Origin of the sequence: Paraburkholderia diazotrophica (assembly GCF_038900755.1) — a bacterium.
Taxonomy (GTDB): Bacteria; Pseudomonadota; Gammaproteobacteria; order Burkholderiales; family Burkholderiaceae; genus Paraburkholderia; species Paraburkholderia diazotrophica_A.
In genome coordinates this window covers 644,522-662,412 of sequence record NZ_JBBPEN010000001.1, presented here as the reverse complement: position 1 = coordinate 662,412, position 17,891 = coordinate 644,522, and the positions used below count along the sequence as shown (strand labels likewise).

General features: G+C 65.3%; 11 protein-coding genes. 6 read left to right on the top strand and 5 right to left on the bottom strand.

Annotated features, from left to right (window positions below; translation table 11 throughout):
- The first annotated feature begins 679 nt into the window (after positions 1-679).
- The 4 genes from glgX (at position 680) to treY (ending at position 10,042) form a co-directional block, all read left to right on the top strand.
- Positions 680-2,893: a glycogen debranching protein GlgX gene (gene glgX / locus AABE10_RS03115; protein ID WP_342931814.1), complete on the top strand. Its 2,214-nt coding sequence runs from the start codon at positions 680-682 to the stop codon at positions 2,891-2,893.
- A gap of 104 nt (positions 2,894-2,997) precedes the next feature.
- The gene (gene treZ, locus AABE10_RS03110) at positions 2,998-4,902 is read left to right on the top strand and encodes a malto-oligosyltrehalose trehalohydrolase (protein WP_342931813.1); all 1,905 of its coding nucleotides are present in this window, start codon (positions 2,998-3,000) and stop codon (positions 4,900-4,902) included.
- A 29-nt stretch (positions 4,903-4,931) separates the two neighbouring features.
- Positions 4,932-7,088 carry a 4-alpha-glucanotransferase gene (malQ, locus tag AABE10_RS03105; protein WP_342932245.1) on the top strand — a complete coding sequence of 719 codons (2,157 nt, stop codon included), beginning with the start codon at positions 4,932-4,934 and terminating at the stop codon, positions 7,086-7,088.
- Positions 7,085-10,042, top strand: coding sequence for a malto-oligosyltrehalose synthase (treY, locus tag AABE10_RS03100; RefSeq protein ID WP_342931812.1), 2,958 nt, complete (start codon positions 7,085-7,087; stop codon positions 10,040-10,042). The genes malQ and treY overlap by 4 nt, the downstream gene beginning before the upstream one ends.
- Positions 10,043-10,599: 557 nt before the next feature.
- Here treY and AABE10_RS03095 read toward each other — a convergent pair.
- Both AABE10_RS03095 and AABE10_RS03090 read right to left on the bottom strand, forming a co-directional pair.
- Entirely contained in the window at positions 10,600-11,943 is a 1,344-nt protein-coding gene (locus AABE10_RS03095; RefSeq protein WP_342931811.1) for a hemolysin family protein, read from the bottom strand.
- Positions 11,944-12,057: 114 nt separating this feature from the next.
- Positions 12,058-12,858, bottom strand: coding sequence for a HAMP domain-containing sensor histidine kinase (locus AABE10_RS03090; RefSeq protein WP_342931810.1), 801 nt, complete (start codon positions 12,856-12,858; stop codon positions 12,058-12,060).
- A 127-nt stretch (positions 12,859-12,985) separates the two neighbouring features.
- Here AABE10_RS03090 and AABE10_RS03085 point away from each other — a divergent pair, with 127 nt between their 5' ends.
- Positions 12,986-13,327 carry an FKBP-type peptidyl-prolyl cis-trans isomerase gene (locus AABE10_RS03085; protein WP_342931809.1) on the top strand — a complete coding sequence of 114 codons (342 nt, stop codon included), beginning with the start codon at positions 12,986-12,988 and terminating at the stop codon, positions 13,325-13,327.
- Positions 13,328-13,368: 41 nt separating this feature from the next.
- Positions 13,369-14,139, top strand: coding sequence for an AraC family transcriptional regulator (locus AABE10_RS03080; protein ID WP_342931808.1), 771 nt, complete (start codon positions 13,369-13,371; stop codon positions 14,137-14,139).
- A gap of 75 nt (positions 14,140-14,214) precedes the next feature.
- Here the strand turns inward: AABE10_RS03080 and AABE10_RS03075 are convergent, their stop codons facing one another.
- From AABE10_RS03075 to AABE10_RS03065, 3 genes are all read right to left on the bottom strand, one after another.
- Positions 14,215-15,405, bottom strand: coding sequence for an O-succinylhomoserine sulfhydrylase (locus tag AABE10_RS03075; RefSeq protein WP_342931807.1), 1,191 nt, complete (start codon positions 15,403-15,405; stop codon positions 14,215-14,217).
- Between the two features lie 301 nt (positions 15,406-15,706).
- Positions 15,707-17,257 (bottom strand): amidophosphoribosyltransferase, encoded by a 1,551-nt coding sequence (gene purF / locus AABE10_RS03070; protein WP_342931806.1) that lies wholly within the window; start codon positions 17,255-17,257, stop codon positions 15,707-15,709.
- Between the two features lie 132 nt (positions 17,258-17,389).
- A complete protein-coding gene (locus AABE10_RS03065) occupies positions 17,390-17,884 on the bottom strand; it encodes a CvpA family protein (protein WP_342931805.1) in 495 nt (164 codons plus the stop codon).
- Positions 17,885-17,891: the final 7 nt, after the last annotated feature.

Here is a 17,891-nt window from a genome sequence, read left to right as displayed (position 1 = left end):
GCATCCGCGATGCGCCTCGCGGCGCGGGCGTTGCCCCTGTGCGGGGCGGCACCTACTTTTCTTTGCCGCCGCAAAGAAAAGTAGGCAAAAGAAAGCGGGCTAACGCCGCCCGCACTTGACGATTACCCACGGGCTGTCAGCGGCCCCGTGTTTTATGCGGCAGTGCACTCGCTCATGTTCGTTGCCAACGCTCCAACCAAACGCCTCACCCGCTTCACGCACGCGTGGCACGACTAAGGGCATCGAACGTTTCAGCGCCGCATGTCGGTAGTGAATGTGGGTCGCTGTATCGACAGGACACCGCCCGCATTTGTAGACGCATCGCGTAGCGAGGGTTTCCTGTTGGTGCGAATGCCTGCACAGAGTTTGCCGCAAAGGGGCCGGGGATATTCGATGTCGGGAGCCGAAATTCGGATGTGCGATGCAGGTGAGGCGCTTGATCGTGCGTTGGCAACGAACATGGGCCGGTAGATTGCGGTGTGAACGATGGGGACGTTGAGGGCCCGTGGGTAGTCGTCAAGCATTGGCGGTGTGCGCGGCTTTCTTTTGCCTACTTTTCTTTGCCGCTGCAAAGAAAAGTAGGTGCCGCCCCGCACAGGGGCAACGCCCGCGCCGCGAGGCGCATCGCGGATGCCCGCGATAAGGGCAAGGCAACGCGTCGCAGACAAAAAGGAAAACCATGTCCCATGTACTACCAGACCGACTGTTGCCGGGCAACCCATACCCCCTGGGCTCGAGCTGGGACGGCTTGGGCGTGAACTTCGCGGTGTTCTCCGCGAACGCGCAACGAATCGAGCTGTGCCTGTTCGAGCCGACAGGCAGAAAGGAACTCAAACGCTACGCACTGCCCGAATGCACCGACGAAATATGGCACGGCTACCTGCCCCACGCGCACCCGGGCACCGTCTACGCATTCCGCGCACACGGCCCCTATCAGCCGCAAAACGGTCATCGCTTCAATCCGCACAAGCTGCTGCTCGATCCCTACGCGAGAAAGCTCATCGGTCAGTTCAGATGGTCGGACGCGCTCTTCAGCTATCGCGTCCATTCGAACAGAATGGACCTGTCGATCGACCGGCGCGACTCGGCGCCCGCCATGCCGAAGTGCGTCGTCGTCGACGAAGCATTCGACTGGTCCCACGACAAGCGCCCCAACGTGCCGTGGAACGAAACCGTCATCTATGAAACGCACGTGCGCGGCGCATCGATGCTGCGCAAGGACCTGCGCGCGCCCGAACGCGGCACCTTCGCCGCGCTCGCATCGCCGGAGTTCATCGAGCATCTGCTGAGGCTCGGCGTCACGGCCGTCGAATTGCTGCCCGTCCACGCGTTCCTCAACGACCGCTTTCTCGTCGAGCGCGGACTGCGCAACTACTGGGGCTACAACACGGCCGCGTTCTTCGCGCCGGAGCCGTCGTATCTGTCCGCGCATCGGCTCGACGAAATGCGCATCGCCGTCCGTCAACTGCACGCGGCGGGAATCGAGGTGATACTCGACGTCGTCTACAACCACACGTGCGAAGGCAATGAAATGGGCCCCACCGTGTCGTGGCGCGGACTCGACAACGCCAGCTACTATCGCCTCATTCCCGGCGACGAACGGCATCACATCAACGACACGGGCTGCGGCAACACGCTCAACCTGCCCCACCCGCGCGTGCTGCAAATGGTGATGGACTCGCTGCGCTACTGGTCGACGGCCTTCAATATCGACGGCTTTCGTTTCGATCTCGGCGTCACGCTCGGACGCGAGCACTCGGGCTTCGATCCGGGCTCGGGCTTCTTCGACGCGTTGCGCCAGGACCCCATCCTCGCGCAGCGCAAGCTGATTTCCGAGCCTTGGGACATCGGCCCTGGCGGCTATCAGCTCGGCAATCATCCTCCCGGCTTCGCGGAATGGAACGACCGTTTCCGCGATTCCGTGCGCCGCTTCTGGCGCGGCGACGCCGGCATGCGGCCCGATCTCGCCGCGCGTCTGACAGGATCGGCGGATCTCTTCAACCGGCGCTTTCGCAAGCCGACGGCGTCGATCAACTTCGTCGCGTCGCACGACGGCTACACGCTCGCCGATCTCGTCTCGTACACGCAAAAGCACAACGAGATGAACGGCGAGAACAACAACGACGGCCACAACGAAAACTGCAGCTCGAACTGGGGCATCGAAGGCCCGACCGACGATCCCGCCATCGCCGAAACGCGCGAACGCGTCGCGCGCTCGCTGATCGCGACACTCTTCATCGCGCTCGGCACGCCGATGATGCTCGCCGGCGACGAAATGGGCCGCACCCAGCGCGGCAACAACAACGCGTACTGCCAGGACAACGAAATTTCGTGGATGGACTGGGAACGCGCGGCGCTTCCGCACGGGCGCAAAATGACCGCGTTCTTCGCGCGCATGATTGCGTTGCGCAAACAGCACCCGCTGTTGCGCGAAAACCGCTTCCTGTTCGGCGACCGTGAGGTGCTGCCCGGCCTTTACGACGTCGGCTGGTTCGACGAACACGGCGAGGCGCTCACGATCGAAGCATGGCAGGACCCCGAAGGCCGCGCGTTCACGCTGCGGCGCGCGGGCCCGGGCCTGAACGAAGAAACGGAAGTATTGTTGATGATGTTGAACGCGTCGGCGGCGGCCGTGCGCTTCACGCCGCCCCCGCCGCACCTGGAATGGCACGTGCTCATCGATACATCTGACCCGCAAGCGCCGCCCGCCCCCCTCGCGGCGCCCGATCTGGAAGTCGCGGCGCACAGCATGGTCGTGCTCGCGGCACAGCCCACGGGCGACGCGGACTGGCAGGCGAGCTGGCGCGCGGGCGCGCAGTACGGGCCGCGTCTGTTGACGGCGCTGCCGCCGGACCCCGGCACGTCGATGCCGGACCCGGAGCCATCCGAATGAACGCGCGAACGAGCGCACGAACGCACGAATGAACACGCGAACGGGCCCGTCAATGAGCACACAAATGAGCACATCGATGAGCACGCCGATGAATGGTGACAATCATGCATGAACGTCCGATCGACCCTCACGCGCATCATCACGCGCACTGCCTGCCGTTCGGCGCGCAACTGCTCGGCGCGGCGAGCGCGAAGCCGCGCACGCGCTTCAGGCTGTGGGCGCCGTCGTGCGCGAAGGTGCAGGCGATGATCGAAAGCGGCCCCGCGCAGGGCCTGCTCGACATGAACGCGACGGGCAACGGCTGGTTCGAGACGGAAGCCGGATGCGGCGCGGGCACGCTGTACCGCTACAAGCTCGACGGCGCGCTGATGGTGCCGGACCCCGCGTCGCGCTTCCAGCCGCGGGACGTGCACGGTCCGAGCGAAGTGATCGACCCGCGCGCGTACCGTTGGCAGCACACGCACTGGAGCGGGCGCCCGTGGGAAGAAACGGTGCTGTACGAGCTGCACGTCGGCGCGCTGGGCGGTTATGCGGGCGTGACGAAGCGCCTGCCGGAGATTGCCGCGCTCGGCGTCACCGCAATCGAGCTGATGCCGCTCAACGACTTTCCGGGCCAGCGCAACTGGGGCTACGACGGCGTGCTGCCGTTTGCGCCCGACTCCGCGTACGGCCGCCCCGACGATCTGAAGGCGCTGATCGACGCTGCACACGGACTCGGCCTCGCCGTGTTCCTCGACGTCGTCTACAACCACTTCGGCCCGGACGGCAATTACTTGCAGCAGTATGCGAAGCCCTTCTTCCGCGAAGGCACGCATACGCCGTGGGGCCCCGCGATCGACTTCGAGCGCAGCGAAGTGAGCGAGTTCTTCAGCGACAACGCGCTGTACTGGCTCAACGAATATCGGATCGACGGCCTGCGCCTCGACGCCGTTCATGCAATCGACAACGACGCGTGGCTGCGCAGTTTCGCCGATCACGTGCGCGCGCATGTGCAACACGGACGTCACGTGCATCTCGTGCTCGAAAACGAGCGCAATACGGCGAACCTGCTCGACACGCACTTCACCGCGCAATGGAACGACGACGCGCACAACACGCTGCACGTGCTGCTGACAGGCGAGCACGAAGGCTATTACGCCGCTTACGCCGATCAGCCGATCCACAAGCTCGCGCGGATACTCGGCAGCGGCTTCGGCTATCAGGGCGATCCTTCGCCGATTCATCACGGCAAGCCGCGCGGGCAGCCGAGTGGCCATCTGCCGCCCACGTCGTTCGTGACGTTCCTGCAGAACCACGACCAGATCGGCAATCGTGCGATGGGCGAGCGTCTGCGCGCGCTGTGCGCCGACGACGCGCTGCTCGCCGCAACGGGCCTGCTGCTGCTGTCGCCGCAAATTCCGCTGCTGTTCATGGATGAAGAGTACGGCTCGAAGCAGCCGTTCCTGTTCTTCACCGACTACACAGGCGATCTCGCGAACGCGGTGCGCGAAGGACGGCTCAAGGAATTCGCGCGCTTTTCCGCGTTCGCCGATGAAAAGCGCCGCGCGCAGATTCCCGATCCGAACGATCCGCAGACGTTCGCGAAGTCGTCGCCGCTCGCTGCCTGCCGCAGCGATACCCCTGACGACAAGGAAGCGTTCGAATGGATGCACTTCTACAAGTCGGCGCTGGCCGTGCGCGCGAAGCTGATCGCGCCGCGCCTGAAGCGCGCGAAGCCGCTCGGCGCGGCCGTGCTGAAAGCGGACGGCGGACTCGATGCGAACGCGCTCGTCGCGCGCTGGAAGCTCGATGACGGCGAGACTCTGTCGGTCGCGCTGAATCTCGGCAACGAAGCGGTGGGGCTCGAAATACAGCCCGAGGGCAAGGTGATCTTCGAGACGCCGCCGCGCGCGCGCGATCGCGTCGATGCGGGCGAGCTGCCGTCGAATGCATTCGTTGCATGGATGACGGGCGACGTCAGCGAGTACGCGGTCAGCCACGACGCGCGCACGAACGCCACTGAGGAGTGACACGCTTGGCCACTACCCGACGCCCCGCCATGCCCATCGACAGCCTCGCCGCGCGCGCAGGCTTCGAAGTCGAATGGGAAGACGCGCATCGCAGGAAACAGCGCGTGCCCGACAGCACGCTCGCCGCGCTGCTCGATCGAATGGGCCTGCCCTGCGCGAGCGCCACGCAGGTCCGCCAGAGCTCGGCCGCGCTCGAAGCCGAACTGTCCGGCCGCAAGCTGCCGCCGCTGATGACGGTCGAATGCGGACGCGGCATCGCGCTGCCCGCCGCCGCGATCAAGTCGGGCAGCCACTACCGGATCGAACTGGAAAGCGGCTCGCTGATCGACGGCCGCTTCACGGCGCCCAGGGGTGAAGCGGCGCTGCTCTCGCCGATCGACGAGCCCGGCTATCACACGCTCGTGCTCAACGATCACCGGATGACGCTCGCCGTCGCTCCCGCGCGCTGCTACACCGTCGCCGATGCGTGGCACGCGATGCACGGCGACGACGCCAGCCCGCAGCCGCTGTGGGGCATCGCCGCGCAGATCTATGGCTTGCGCCGGATCGGCGACGGCGGCATCGGCGACTACACGGCGCTCGCGACGCTGGCTATCGAAAGCGCGAAACGCGGCGCGCATGCGCTCGCGATCAGCCCGACACACGCGATGTTCAGCGCGCTGCCGCAAAGCTTCAGTCCGTATTCGCCGTCGTCGCGTTTGTGGCTGAACGTCACGCATATCGATCCCGCCGCCGTGTTTGGCGCGCAGGCCGCGCAAGCCGCGCTCGATGCAGCGGGCGCCGCCGACGCCTGGACGCAACTGGAGCCGCAGCCGCTGATCGACTGGAAGGCGGCGATCCCGCTGAAGCTCAAGGTGTTGCGCGTGCTGTTCGAGCGCTTCTGCGCAAACGACCGCGCGCGGGATCTGCCGCGCGCGCTCGAATTTCATGGCTTCTGCGAGCGCGGCGGCCGCGCGCTCGAAGACCACGCGCGCTTCGAAGCGCTGCATGCGTTCCAGTTGCAGCACGGAGGCGAGGGCTACTGGCGCAAGTGGGACGAGCCGCTGCAAGACCCGCGCAGTCCTGAAGTCGAGGCGTTTGCGAACGAGCATCGGCATGAAGTCGAGTTCCATCTGTTCCTGCAATGGCTCGCCGCGAAGGGCCTGTCGCACGTGCAACACGCGGCGCGCGATGCGGGCATGTCCGTCGGACTGATCGCGGATCTCGCCGTCGGCTGCGACAGCGCGGGCTCTCACGCATGGTCGTATCGCGACGACATGCTGCAAGGCGTGTCCGTCGGCGCGCCGCCCGATCTGTTCAACCAGGCGGGCCAGGCGTGGGGCCTCACGACTTTCTCGCCGCGCGCGATGCGCAACCAGGGCTTCTCGGCGTTTATCGACATGCTGCGCACCGCGTTCGCATACGCGGGCGGCATCCGCATCGATCACATCCTCGGCTTGCGGCGGCTATGGCTCGTGCCCGAAGGCGAGCCCGCGAAGAGCGGCGCGTATCTGCGCTATCCGCTCGACGACATGCTGCGGCTGATTGCGCTCGAATCGTGGCGGCATCGCGCGATCGTGATCGGCGAGGACCTGGGCACCGTGCCGTCCGGCTTGCGCGAGCGGCTGACGGAGCACGGGCTTGCGGGTATCCGCGTGCTGTGGTTCGAGCGCACGAAGGACGGCAGCGGCTTCAAGCCGCCCGCCGAGTGGGACCGCGACGCCGTCGCGACGACGACCACACACGATCTGCCGACTGTTACCGGCTGGTGGCGCGGCGAAGACATCGTGTGGCGCCATCGCGTCGGGCAGACGGCTCCGCGCGCCGATGGCCGCGACCCCGTCGCGCTCGCGCAGGCCGAACGCGCCGGCGACCGCGCCGCGCTGTGGCAGGCGTTCCAGCAGGCGGGCATCGCCCCACGCGATGTCGCCGCGCCGCCGCCCGACGATGCGCCCGTCGACGAAGCGCTCGCCTTCGTCGCCATTACGCCGTCGCCGCTCGTCACATATCCGCTCGAAGACCTGCTCGGTCTCGCGGATCAGCCGAATCTGCCGGGCTCGATCGACGAGCATCCGAACTGGCGCCGGCGCGTGATGCAGCCGGTCGAAGCGCTCTTTGCCGATGAAACGTTTTGCGACCGCCTGCTCGCGATCGAGCGGGCGCGCACCGATCCAACCTCAGCATCTTCGTTGTCCGATACGCCATGACTGTCCCGCGCGCCACGCTCCGACTCCAGTTCCATCGCGGCTTCACATTCGACGATGCGCTCGCGCGCGTCGATTACTTCGCCACGCTCGGCGTGAGCCACCTGTATGCATCGCCCGTCACGACGGCGGCGCCCGGCTCGGTGCACGGCTACGACACCGTCGACTACAGCCAGGTCAGCGCCGAGTGCGGCGGCGAAAACGGCCTGCGGCGTCTCGCGGACAAGCTGCACGAACGCGGCATGGGCCTGATCGTCGACATCGTGCCGAATCACATGGGCGTGAGCCCGCACAACGCATGGTGGCAGGACATTCTCGAGTGGGGCCGGCACAGCGCGTATGCGCGCTACTTCGACGTCGACTGGCATTCGCCCGATCCCGCGCTGCGCGGCAAGGTGCTGATGCCGGTGCTCGGCGCGCCCTACGGCGAAGAACTGATGGCAGGGCGCATCGGGTTGCGCTTCGACGCCGCCAGCGGCCGCTTCCATATCGGCTATGGCGAGCACGCGTGCCCCGTGTGTCCCGTCGATTACGCGGCGATCTTGCAGTCCGCGGATCGCGCCGATTTGAGCGCGCTCGCCGAGCGCTTCGCTCCCGTGACGACGCAGCCCGCCGATCAGCCACGCGCCAACGAAGGCCGCGAGGCGCTCGTCGAGTTCGTGCGGCAGAACGGCGCGTCGGCGATCGAGTTCGTGCTCGAAACGTACTCGCCGCACGAGCCCGTCACGCGCGACCGGCTGCATCGTCTGATCGAGCGGCAGCATTTCCGGCTTGCATGGTGGCGCACGGCATCGGACGAAGTGAACTGGCGGCGCTTCTTCGATATCAGCTCGCTCGCGGCCGTGCGCGTCGAGCGCCCCGAAGTGTTCGACGCCGTGCACGCGCTGATCTTCCGGCTGTATGCGGATGGCGTGATCGACGGCGTGCGCGTGGATCATGTCGATGGGCTCGCGGAGCCGCGCGAATACACGCAGCGGCTGCGTCAGCGGCTCTCGGAGCTGCGCGAGGGCACGACGCCGTATATCGTCGTCGAAAAGATTCTCGGACGCGGCGAGACGCTGCGCGACGACTGGCCCGTCGACGGCACGACGGGCTATGACTTCATGAACGACGTCGGCGCGCTGCTGCACGATCCGGCGGGCGCCGCGCCGCTCGCGAACGCGTGGGCCGAACTGAGCGGCCGCCCCGCGAATTTCGCCGACGAGGCGCTGCCTGCGCGTCGCCAGATACTCGCGGAAAATCTGCCCGCCGAACTGGACCGCGTGGCGCGCGCGCTGCATCGGATTGCACGCGACAACCTTCCGACGCGCGATTTCACGTACACCGCGATCCGCCGCGTGACGAACGAACTCGCGGCGCACTTCCCCGTGTATCGCATCTATCCGCAAAACGGCTTGCGCAGCAGCGCCGACAACGCGTACTTCGACATCGCGCTCGATGCCGCGAAGCAAACGCTGTCGCGCGCCGATCATGGCGTGCTGGCGCAGGTCGATGCGTGGCTCGGCAGCGGCACGGACGAGAGCGGCAACGGACGTTCGGCTTCGCCGCAACAGTCGCAGTCTTCGCAGTCTTCGCAGACTTCGCAGTCTTCGCAGTCGCAGCAGGCTTCGCAGTCGCAGCAGTCCTCGCAGTCGCAGCAGGCTTCGCAGTCGCGGCAAGCGCTGCAATCCTCGCAAGCGCCGCAGGGCAATCCTGGCGCGTTCAATCACACGGCTTCGGCGCGCCGCACCGTGCAGACGGTGTTCTCGCAACTGACGGCGCCCGTCGCCGCGAAGGCGATCGAAGATACCGCTTGCTACCGCTATGGGCGTCTGCTGTCGCGCTGCGAAGTGGGCGCCGATCCGGGCGAATTCGCGCTGTCGGTCGAGCAGTTTCATGCGGGCAATCAGGAGCGCGCGCGGCGCTTCCCTCACGCGATGCTCGCGACGGCCACGCACGATCACAAGCGCGGCGAGGACATGCGCGCGCGGCTCGCTGTGGTGAGTGAAATCGCCGACGAATGGATCGCGACACTGCGCGCATGGACGACGCTGAACACGCCGCATCGCCGCGCGCTGAACGGCAATGACGACGACTGGGCGCCCGGTCCCGCCGCCGAGGCGATGCTGTATCAGACGCTGGTCGGCTGCTGGCCGCCGGGTCTCTCACCCGACGACGACGCGGGCATCAAGGCGCTCGCCGAACGCGTCGCGCAATGGCAACTGAAGGCGCTGCGCGAAGCGAAGTTGCGCACGACATGGCTCGCGCCCGATGAAGCGTTCGAGAACGGCTGCCGCGAATTCCTGTTCGACATCCTCGCGCCGCAGCGCCGCGACGGCTTCCTGCGCGAGCTGTGCGCGTTCGTTGCGCGCATCGGCCGCGCGGGCGTCGTGAACAGCTTGCAGCAGACGGTGCTGCGTCTCGCGTCGCCGGGCGTGCCCGATCTGTATCAGGGCACGGAACTGTGGGACTTCAGTCTGGTCGATCCCGACAACCGCCGGCCTGTCGATTTCGCGCAACGGCAAGCGATGCTCGCGGATGCGCCGCCTTCCGCGTATCTCGCGAACTGGCGCGATGGCCGCGTGAAGCTCGCCGTCATTCAGCGGATGCTCGCGTTGCGCATGCAGATACCGGAGCTGCTCAGCAAGGGCACGTATCTGCCGCTGACGGTGCAAGGCCGGCACGCGGATCGCGTGATCGCGTTTGCGCGGCGTCACGGCAACTGCTGGGCGGTGGTGATCGCGACGCGTCTGTCGACGGCGCTGCTCGACGCCGACAACGACGTGCCGCTCGTCGATCCGATCGACTGGGAGGACACGGCCGCGCAGATGCCCGAAGAACTCTTTGCGCGCGCGCTGTTCGACTGGGTGAGCCCCGCCGCGCCGAAGGTGGAGGACACGGGGCTGCTTTATCTGCGCGATGCGCTGACGACGATGCCCGTTGCCGTGCTCGTTGAGGATGGGGTGCCGCGTGTTTGAGCACGGGCACGGCGAACGACGTGTGGGACCGGTCGCGGGATAAAGTCAGGAATCTGTGGTGACAATGAAAGCCCTCGTCAGGGCTTTCATTTCGTTGGTCTTCGCGTTTTTCGCATTTCGCGGTTGCGCGCGCAAACAGCACATGAACTGACGAGAATCACGCACGTCTTGACGCAATGTGACAACTGCCCCGTATGCCATCGCCAGGATTGACGTGAACAATCACGGTGACGGAGGGGAATCGCACTCGTGAGCTACAACAGTCTTCATGTCCCGCTCGATATCGGGACGTGGCAATGCACGCTCGTGCTCGCCAGGGAGTTCTATAGCCTTTCATGCGGATTCTGGGACCCCTTTGCTAATTGGGATAAGCGCAGGGAACGGGAGCGTCAGATCGAGGACGACAAACGCACCTTCGATAGGTATTTCCGGCCCAACTGACATAGTGGCGGATCGAGTGGGATGGAACGAGCCGCAAAATAACCGATAAGCCGGCATGGCAACCTATTGGCGACCGCCGATGCCAGGGATTGCGAGTCGCCGCAGGCACCACGCGACTAGCCGCCCTCATCATCCAACACCTTCGGATAAACGCGCACCAGCACGATGCGTGGGCCCTTCATCCTCTTCACGACCACATCGAATCGGTCGAATTCGACGCGCTGCCCTTCTTCCGGCAGATCTCCGAGCGCATTGATCACGAGGCCGCCGACGGATTCCGCGCGGCCTTCGTCGATATCGATACCCAACGCGCGCTCCAGCGACACCACGGGTAAGCTGCCCTTGCCCATCAGCGTGCCGTCGTCCATGCGCGTCCAGTCGGCGTCGCCTTGCCGGAACTCGTCGTGAATCTGGCCGACCAGTGCGCCCAGCAGATTGTCGAGCGTGAGAAAGCCGATCGGCTTAGCGTTCTTCTGCCCGACGAGCGCAAGATGCGGCGCGCCCTTGCGAAAGCGCCGGAACAGTTCGAGCGCGGGCATGTTGGGCTTCACGTACTGCACGGGACGCACATAGTGCGACAGGTCATCGAGCGTGCTGCCCGCGTGACGCGCGAGCAGAAGGTCCTTCAAATGTATCGTGCCCGCGACGCGTTCGCCCGTTGCATCTTCGAGCAACGGATAGCGGCTGAAACGATGCCGCGCGACGATCTGCATGTTCTCGCGCCACGGCAGATCGCGGCGCAGGCTCACGAGTTCATGCGCGGGCCGCATCAGGTCTGACACGGTCATCCGCGAGAAGTCGAGCGAATGCGCGATCGTGTTCCATTCGTCCTGCGAATAGGCGTCCTTCGGCGCATCGAGTCCGTTCGCGACGCTCGCGTGGCGGCCGCGCAGAATCAGCTTGAGTTCTTCCGTCGAGTAGTGCGTGTCGCCACCGTGATCGGACGACAGTCCCGCGATGCGCAGCACGGTATTCGCGCTTGTGTTGAGCAGCCAGATCGCGGGGTACATCGCCCAGTAGAAACCGTACAGCGGTATCGCGACCCACAGCGCGATCTGCTCGGACTGACGGATCGCAAGCGACTTGGGCGCCAGTTCGCCGACGACGATGTGCAGAAACGAAATGCACGAAAACGCGAAGAACAGCGAGATGCCGTGTATCAGCTGCTCGGACTCGATGCCGAGCAAATGGAAAAGCGGGTTGAGCAGTTCCGCGAACGCGGGCTCGCCGATCCAGCCGAGTCCAAGCGACGCAAGCGTAATGCCCAGCTGGCACGCCGACAGATACGCATCAAGCCGCCCATGCACTTTCGCGAGCAGCTTGCCGCGCAGACCGTGCTTCTCGGCGAGCGTCCGGACGCGCGTCTGCCGTAGCTTCACGAGACCGAATTCGGCGGCGACAAAGAAACCGTTGAGGGCAACGAGCAACAACGCGCCGATGAGCGCGACGACCTGAATCAAAGCGGACAACTCCGGCAATAAAAGCCGTCAGTATAGAGCGCGAAAGGCGTGTGAAAGTGCGTGCCGCGCATCGATCGGCCATCCGGCCAGGTCATCGGTGCGTCGCGTGTGCCGTCATGCGCCTGCGAGCGGCACGCGCAGCTTCAGCGTCGCCGGCTGGCCATCGATCCATTCGCCCTGCTGGAATGCGCCGTCGTGCGCTTCGGCGACACGCTTGCACAAGCCGAGCACCCACGAGATGCGGCCAGCTTCGCGCGGGTGCGTCGCTTGCTCCCGCGCGAATTTTTCGAGCACATGCGGCAGCCCGGCATCCGTCAGCGCAACACGCGCGTGCGGCCAGGTGACGGTGGCCTCGAACGTCGCCGCATCGACGCGCGCACCAAGCGCGACCGTCGCGCCGCTCGCGCTCGCTTCGACGGCAAACGCGACGAGCAGCCACAGCGCGGCACCGAGTCGCTCCCGATCGCCATCCAGTTGCTGCGCATCGATCGACGCATCGACTTCGAGCGCGACGTTGCGCTGCGCAGCGAGCGCGTCGCGCACATCGCCGACTGTTTCGTCGACGAGCGGCCGCAACTCGAACGGCGCGCGGTTCAACGCGAGCGTCCGCGTTTCGGCGCGCGTCGCATCGACGATCGATTCGAGCAGCTTCACCTGCTGATCGACGCCGTTGCGGATTCCTTCGAGCGCGCGTTGCGCAGTGGCGTCGTTCGTGTCGATCTTGCGATCGAGCACATACGCCCAGCTATGGATCGCGTTCAACGGGCTGCGCAGATCGTGAGAGACGAGGGAGAGCACATGATCGCGCATGAAGAGCGCCGTTTCGGCGCAGCGTCGCGCGGTGCGATCGGCGGTGGCATGCATCCCCTGGTTGCTGCCGGAAGAAGACGGTGTAGACGTGGTCACGATCGACATCCTCGTTGGCGGTTCATCATCGGTTGCAGTCTGATCATTATAGGCTCAGGGCGTTCGCACGATCCTCGCGACAGCACGCCGACACGCCTACAATAACGGTTTCGAACGATTAACAAAGGAGCATCGCATGACCACTGTCACCACCGCCTCGGGCCTCAAGTACGAAGACCTGAAGGAAGGCACGGGCGCCGAAGCGAAGGCTGGCCAGACCGTCAGCGTGCACTACACCGGCTGGCTCACGAACGGCCAGAAGTTCGATTCGAGCAAGGACCGCAATGACCCGTTCGCGTTCGTGCTGGGCGGCGGCATGGTCATCAAGGGCTGGGACGAAGGCGTGCAGGGCATGAAGGTCGGCGGCGTGCGCAAGCTGACCATCCCGCCGCAACTCGGTTACGGCGTGCGCGGCGCGGGTGGCGTGATTCCGCCGAATGCGACGCTCGTCTTCGAAGTCGAATTGCTCGACATCTGAGCGTTTCTGCGCTCTTGAATTTTTGCTCTTGACGTCCTGAGATGAGCCACGCCGTCAACGACGCGCCCAGCGTTTCCCTGCGCCGTTACGGCGCGGTGGAAGCGTCGGACGTGCACGACTTCCATCAGATCGTGCTCGGTCTCGACGGCTCGATGGTGATGGCCGTCGACGGCGTCGCGCGCGAGATCGACTGCACGTCTGCGTGGCTCATTCCGGCGGGCTCGCGGCACGATTACGCGGGCGTCGGCGAGAACCGGCAACTCGTGCTCGACCTGCCCGCGTCGTCGGTTGCGGTGCCGCAGCGGCTCTTCGACAAGGCACGCGCGGTGGCGATCAATGCATCGCTCACGCAACTGGTTTCGCACATCGCGGGCCGCGCGACAGGCCACATCGACGGCGATGCCGCGTGGCGGCGCTTCAACTGGGATGCGGCGGCGCGTCTGTGCGCGGCGATCGTCGAGGAGACGGGCATGGCGAATGCTGCGCCCGGCGCGGGCCTGGACTTCGCGCGCATCGACGGCTGGCTGCGCGCGCATCTATCGGAGCCGCTACGTATCGCCGATCTCGCCACGCATTGCGGCTTTGGCATGCGGCGTTTTCATCAGCTGTTCATCGAAGCGTTCGGCGAAACGCCGCATCGCTATTTGCAGCGTCTGAGGCTGGATACGTCGGTCACGCTGCTTGCCGATCCGCGCCGCTCGCTGACGGACGTCGCACTCGAAGTGGGCTTCAGCGATCAGAGCGCGTACACGCACGCGTTCACGCGGCGCTATGGGATGGCGCCCGGCCAGTGGCGGGCGCTGTTGCACTGAACTTCGTTTGATGGCGATGGCGACGAACCGGACGCGATCGCGCGCCCGGCTCTCTTCAAACAATCAATCAAACGATCAGCCCGTCAGGCCGCGCGCCAGATCGCCGCGGATATCGTCGGCATTCTCCAGCCCCACGGCAAGGCGGATCAGCCCTTCCGTGATGCCCGCCGCCGCGCGCGCCTCGGGCGTGATGCGGCCGTGCGTCGTGGTCGCGGGATGCGTGATCGTCGTGCGCGTATCGCCGAGGTTGCCCGTGATCGAGCAGATCTTCGTGCTGTCGATCACGCGCCATGCGTTCTCGCGCATCTGCTCGGGCGTGTCGCCCTTCACTTCGAACGAGACGATCGCGCCGCCCGCCTTCTGCTGACGCTTCGCAATCTCGTACTGCGGATGCGATTCGAGGCCCGGATAGAACACGCGGTTCACGGCGGGATGCGAGTCGAGCCAGCGCGCGATTTCGAGCGCGTTCGCCGACTGGCGCTCGACGCGCAACGACAGCGTTTCCATGCCCTTCAGCAGCACCCACGCGTTGAACGCGGACAGCGTCGGGCCCGCGCTGCGCACGAACGGGAACACCTTTTCCATGATGAACTGCTTCGAGCCGACCAGCGCGCCGCCGAGCACGCGGCCCTGGCCGTCGAGAAACTTGGTCGCCGAGTGCATCACGACATCGGCGCCGAGCTTCAGCGGCTGTTGCAGCGCGGGGCTGCAAAAACAGTTGTCGACGACGAACAGCGCATTCGCGGACTTCGCGATCGTGCTGATCGCTTCGATGTCGGCGATTTCGGTCAGCGGATTGGACGGCGTTTCGAGAAAGAACATCTTCGTCTCGGGACGCACGGCGTTTTTCCACGCGTCGAGATCGGTCGGATCGACGAATGTCGTCGCGATGCCGAACTTGCTGAAAATCTGCGAGAACATGCCGAGCGTCGAGCCGAACAGGCTCTGCGAGCTGACGAGATGATCGCCCGCCTGCATCGCCGACATCACCACCGACATGATCGCGGCCATCCCCGATGCCGTCGCCATGCACGCCTCGCCGCCTTCGAGCGCCGCGAGACGATCCTGGAACATCGTGACCGTCGGGTTCGTGAAGCGCGAGTACGTGTAATAGTCTTCGGATTTCTTGAAGCGCTCTGCGGCTTCGGCGGCGCTCGCAAAGACAAAGCTCGACGTCAGAAAGATTGCCTCGGAATGCTCGCCGAAATCGCTGCGCAACGTGCCCGAGCGGACTGCGAGAGTGTCGAAGTTGAGGGAGTCGTCCATGTTCGTTCTGTTCCGTTTTTTCGAGGCGCATGCGCTTCCCAGGTTCCGCCAGGTTCGCGCATGCGAGAGCAACAAAAAGCCCGCTTTGCGTCGGCATAAGCGGGCTTCGTGTACGGGGATGCTGTGAGCGTCGATGGCTGCGCTGCTGGCCCCACCGTTCGCTTTAGCTGTTTTGGGTTTCCCCGCGTCCGCAAGCTGAGATCAAATCGACGCAAGCCCCGATAGTAACACTGCATGCGCCGTTCGGGACCGAAACACCGCGCGCGAGATTCGATCACGCCGATCCCGCGCGCGCGGCGATTTACTCCACCGACAGTTGCAGATGCAATTGCGAACGCGCGGTGCCGCCTTCGAGCGCTTCGCTCGCCGCGTCGCGGTCCGATTGCGCGGACGGCGCGAGGCGCGCGGTTTCGATGCGGTCGAGATATTCCGTCGTCACGTCGCCGGTGATGTAGTTGCCGTCGAAGCACGACGCCTCGAATTCCTTCAGCGCCGGGTTGATGTCGCGCACCGCGCTCTTCAACGCGTCGACGTCCTGGTAGACCAGGAAATCGGCGCCGATCAGGCGCGCCACTTCTTCGTCCGAACGGCCGTGCGCGACGAGTTCGCTGCGCGTCGGCATGTCGATACCGTAGACGTTCGGGTACTTCACGGGCGGCGCCGCCGACGCGAAGATCACCTTGTTCGCGCCCGCATCGCGCGCCATCTGCACGATCTCGTGCGAAGTCGTGCCGCGCACGATCGAATCGTCGACGATCAGCACGTTCTTCCCCTTGAACTCGATGCCCATCGCGTTCAGCTTCTGGCGCACCGATTTCTTCCGCACCGCCTGGCCGGGCATGATGAAGGTGCGGCCCACGTAGCGGTTCTTGAAGAAGCCTTCGCGGTATTCGACGCCCAGCTTCGCCGCGACCTGCATCGCCGCCGGGCGCGACGAGTCGGGAATCGGCATCACGACGTCGATCTTCACGTCCTTCGGCAGCTCGCGCACGATCTTCTCGGCCAGATAGTCGCCCATGCGCAGACGCGCGTTGTAGACGGGCACGCCGTCGAGCACGGAGTCCGGACGCGCGAGATACACAAGTTCGAAAATGCAGGGATTCAGGCTCGGATTCGTCGCGCATTGCTGCGCGTGGAAGTTGCCTTCGAAGTCGATGAAAATGGCTTCGCCCGGCGCGACGTCGCGGACGAATTCGAAGCCGATGCCTTCGATCGCCACCGATTCCGACGCCAGCATCCATTCCGTGCCCGACGCCGTTTCCAGCTTGCCGATGCACAGCGGACGGATGCCGAACGGATCGCGGAAACCGAGCAGACCGTAGCCGGAAATCAGCGACACGATCGCGTACGAGCCGCGCACGCGGCGATGCACGCCCGACACGGCCTTGAACAGCGCCGCCGGATCGAGCTGCAGACCCGAACTCGCCGTCTGCAGTTCGTGCGCGAACACGTTAAGCAGCACTTCCGTGTCGGAGTTCGTGTTGATGTGCCGGCGATCGACGCGGAACATCTCTTCCTTCAGCTGCGGCCAGTTCGTGAGATTGCCGTTGTGCGCGAGGATGATGCCGAACGGCGCGTTCACGTAGAACGGCTGGGCTTCTTCTTCGCTCGAGGCGGAACCCGCCGTCGGGTAGCGCACCTGGCCGATGCCGCTCGTGCCGGGCAGGCTGCGCATGTTGCGCGTGCGGAACACGTCGCGCACCATGCCGTTGGCCTTGTGCATGTGGAAAGTGCTGCCGTTCGCCGTAGCGATGCCGGCTGCGTCCTGACCGCGGTGCTGCAGGAGCAGCAGACTGTCATAGATCAGCTGGTTGACGGGAGACTGGGAAACTACGCCTACGATGCCGCACATGGCATGTCCTTCAAAGGGTACGAAATTCGATCAGGCGGTGCCGGGGAGGCAGCCGCGCGCGCCGTGGTTCTGACTGCCTCACCCATCGGCCCGCCTTGTCTGCCGCTTTCGTCCCTTGCGCGCAACGCTTCGTTACACGTGGACGTAGGCGGCGAGCGTCTCGGGAAGCAGAGGCTTCAACTCTCGAACGCCCTGCTCGGCGTAGGGCCGCAGCAGCGCGTTGCGCCAGAATTCCTGTCTGGGCAATTCGGTCAAGCCAGCGAGGGCGACCAGAATCAGCACCAGTATGACCCCGCGTACGAGGCCGAACATCAGTCCAAGCGAGCGGTCAATTCCGCCCAGGCCGGATACCTGCACCAGCCGGCTCAGCAGCGCATTCGCCACGCTCGCCACCAGTATCACGCCGATGACGATGGCTGCGAACGCGATCAGCCATTGCGTCAACGCGCCGCCCGGCCAGTTCGCCGGCACGTACGGCACCAGCAGGCCGACGAAGCGCGCCGCCACCAGAAACGCGACGACCCAGCCGATCAGCCCGAATACCTCGGACAGAAAGCCGCGCCACGTTCCGCGCAGCGCCGACAGGCCGATCACCGCCATTACAGCGTAGTCGAATGCGGTGAACATCGCCGGC

Coding starts and splice junctions, on each gene's coding strand:
- malQ (WP_342932245.1), top strand. CDS start 4,932: ATGCCCATCGACAGCCTCGCCGCGCGCGCAGGCTTCGAAGTCGAATGG.
- AABE10_RS03090 (WP_342931810.1), bottom strand. CDS start 12,858: ATGTCGATCGTGACCACGTCTACACCGTCTTCTTCCGGCAGCAACCAG.
- glgX (WP_342931814.1), top strand. CDS start 680: ATGTCCCATGTACTACCAGACCGACTGTTGCCGGGCAACCCATACCCC.
- AABE10_RS03075 (WP_342931807.1), bottom strand. CDS start 15,405: ATGGACGACTCCCTCAACTTCGACACTCTCGCAGTCCGCTCGGGCACG.
- treZ (WP_342931813.1), top strand. CDS start 2,998: ATGCATGAACGTCCGATCGACCCTCACGCGCATCATCACGCGCACTGC.
- AABE10_RS03065 (WP_342931805.1), bottom strand. CDS start 17,884: ATGTTCACCGCATTCGACTACGCTGTAATGGCGGTGATCGGCCTGTCG.
- AABE10_RS03080 (WP_342931808.1), top strand. CDS start 13,369: ATGAGCCACGCCGTCAACGACGCGCCCAGCGTTTCCCTGCGCCGTTAC.
- purF (WP_342931806.1), bottom strand. CDS start 17,257: ATGTGCGGCATCGTAGGCGTAGTTTCCCAGTCTCCCGTCAACCAGCTG.
- AABE10_RS03085 (WP_342931809.1), top strand. CDS start 12,986: ATGACCACTGTCACCACCGCCTCGGGCCTCAAGTACGAAGACCTGAAG.
- treY (WP_342931812.1), top strand. CDS start 7,085: ATGACTGTCCCGCGCGCCACGCTCCGACTCCAGTTCCATCGCGGCTTC.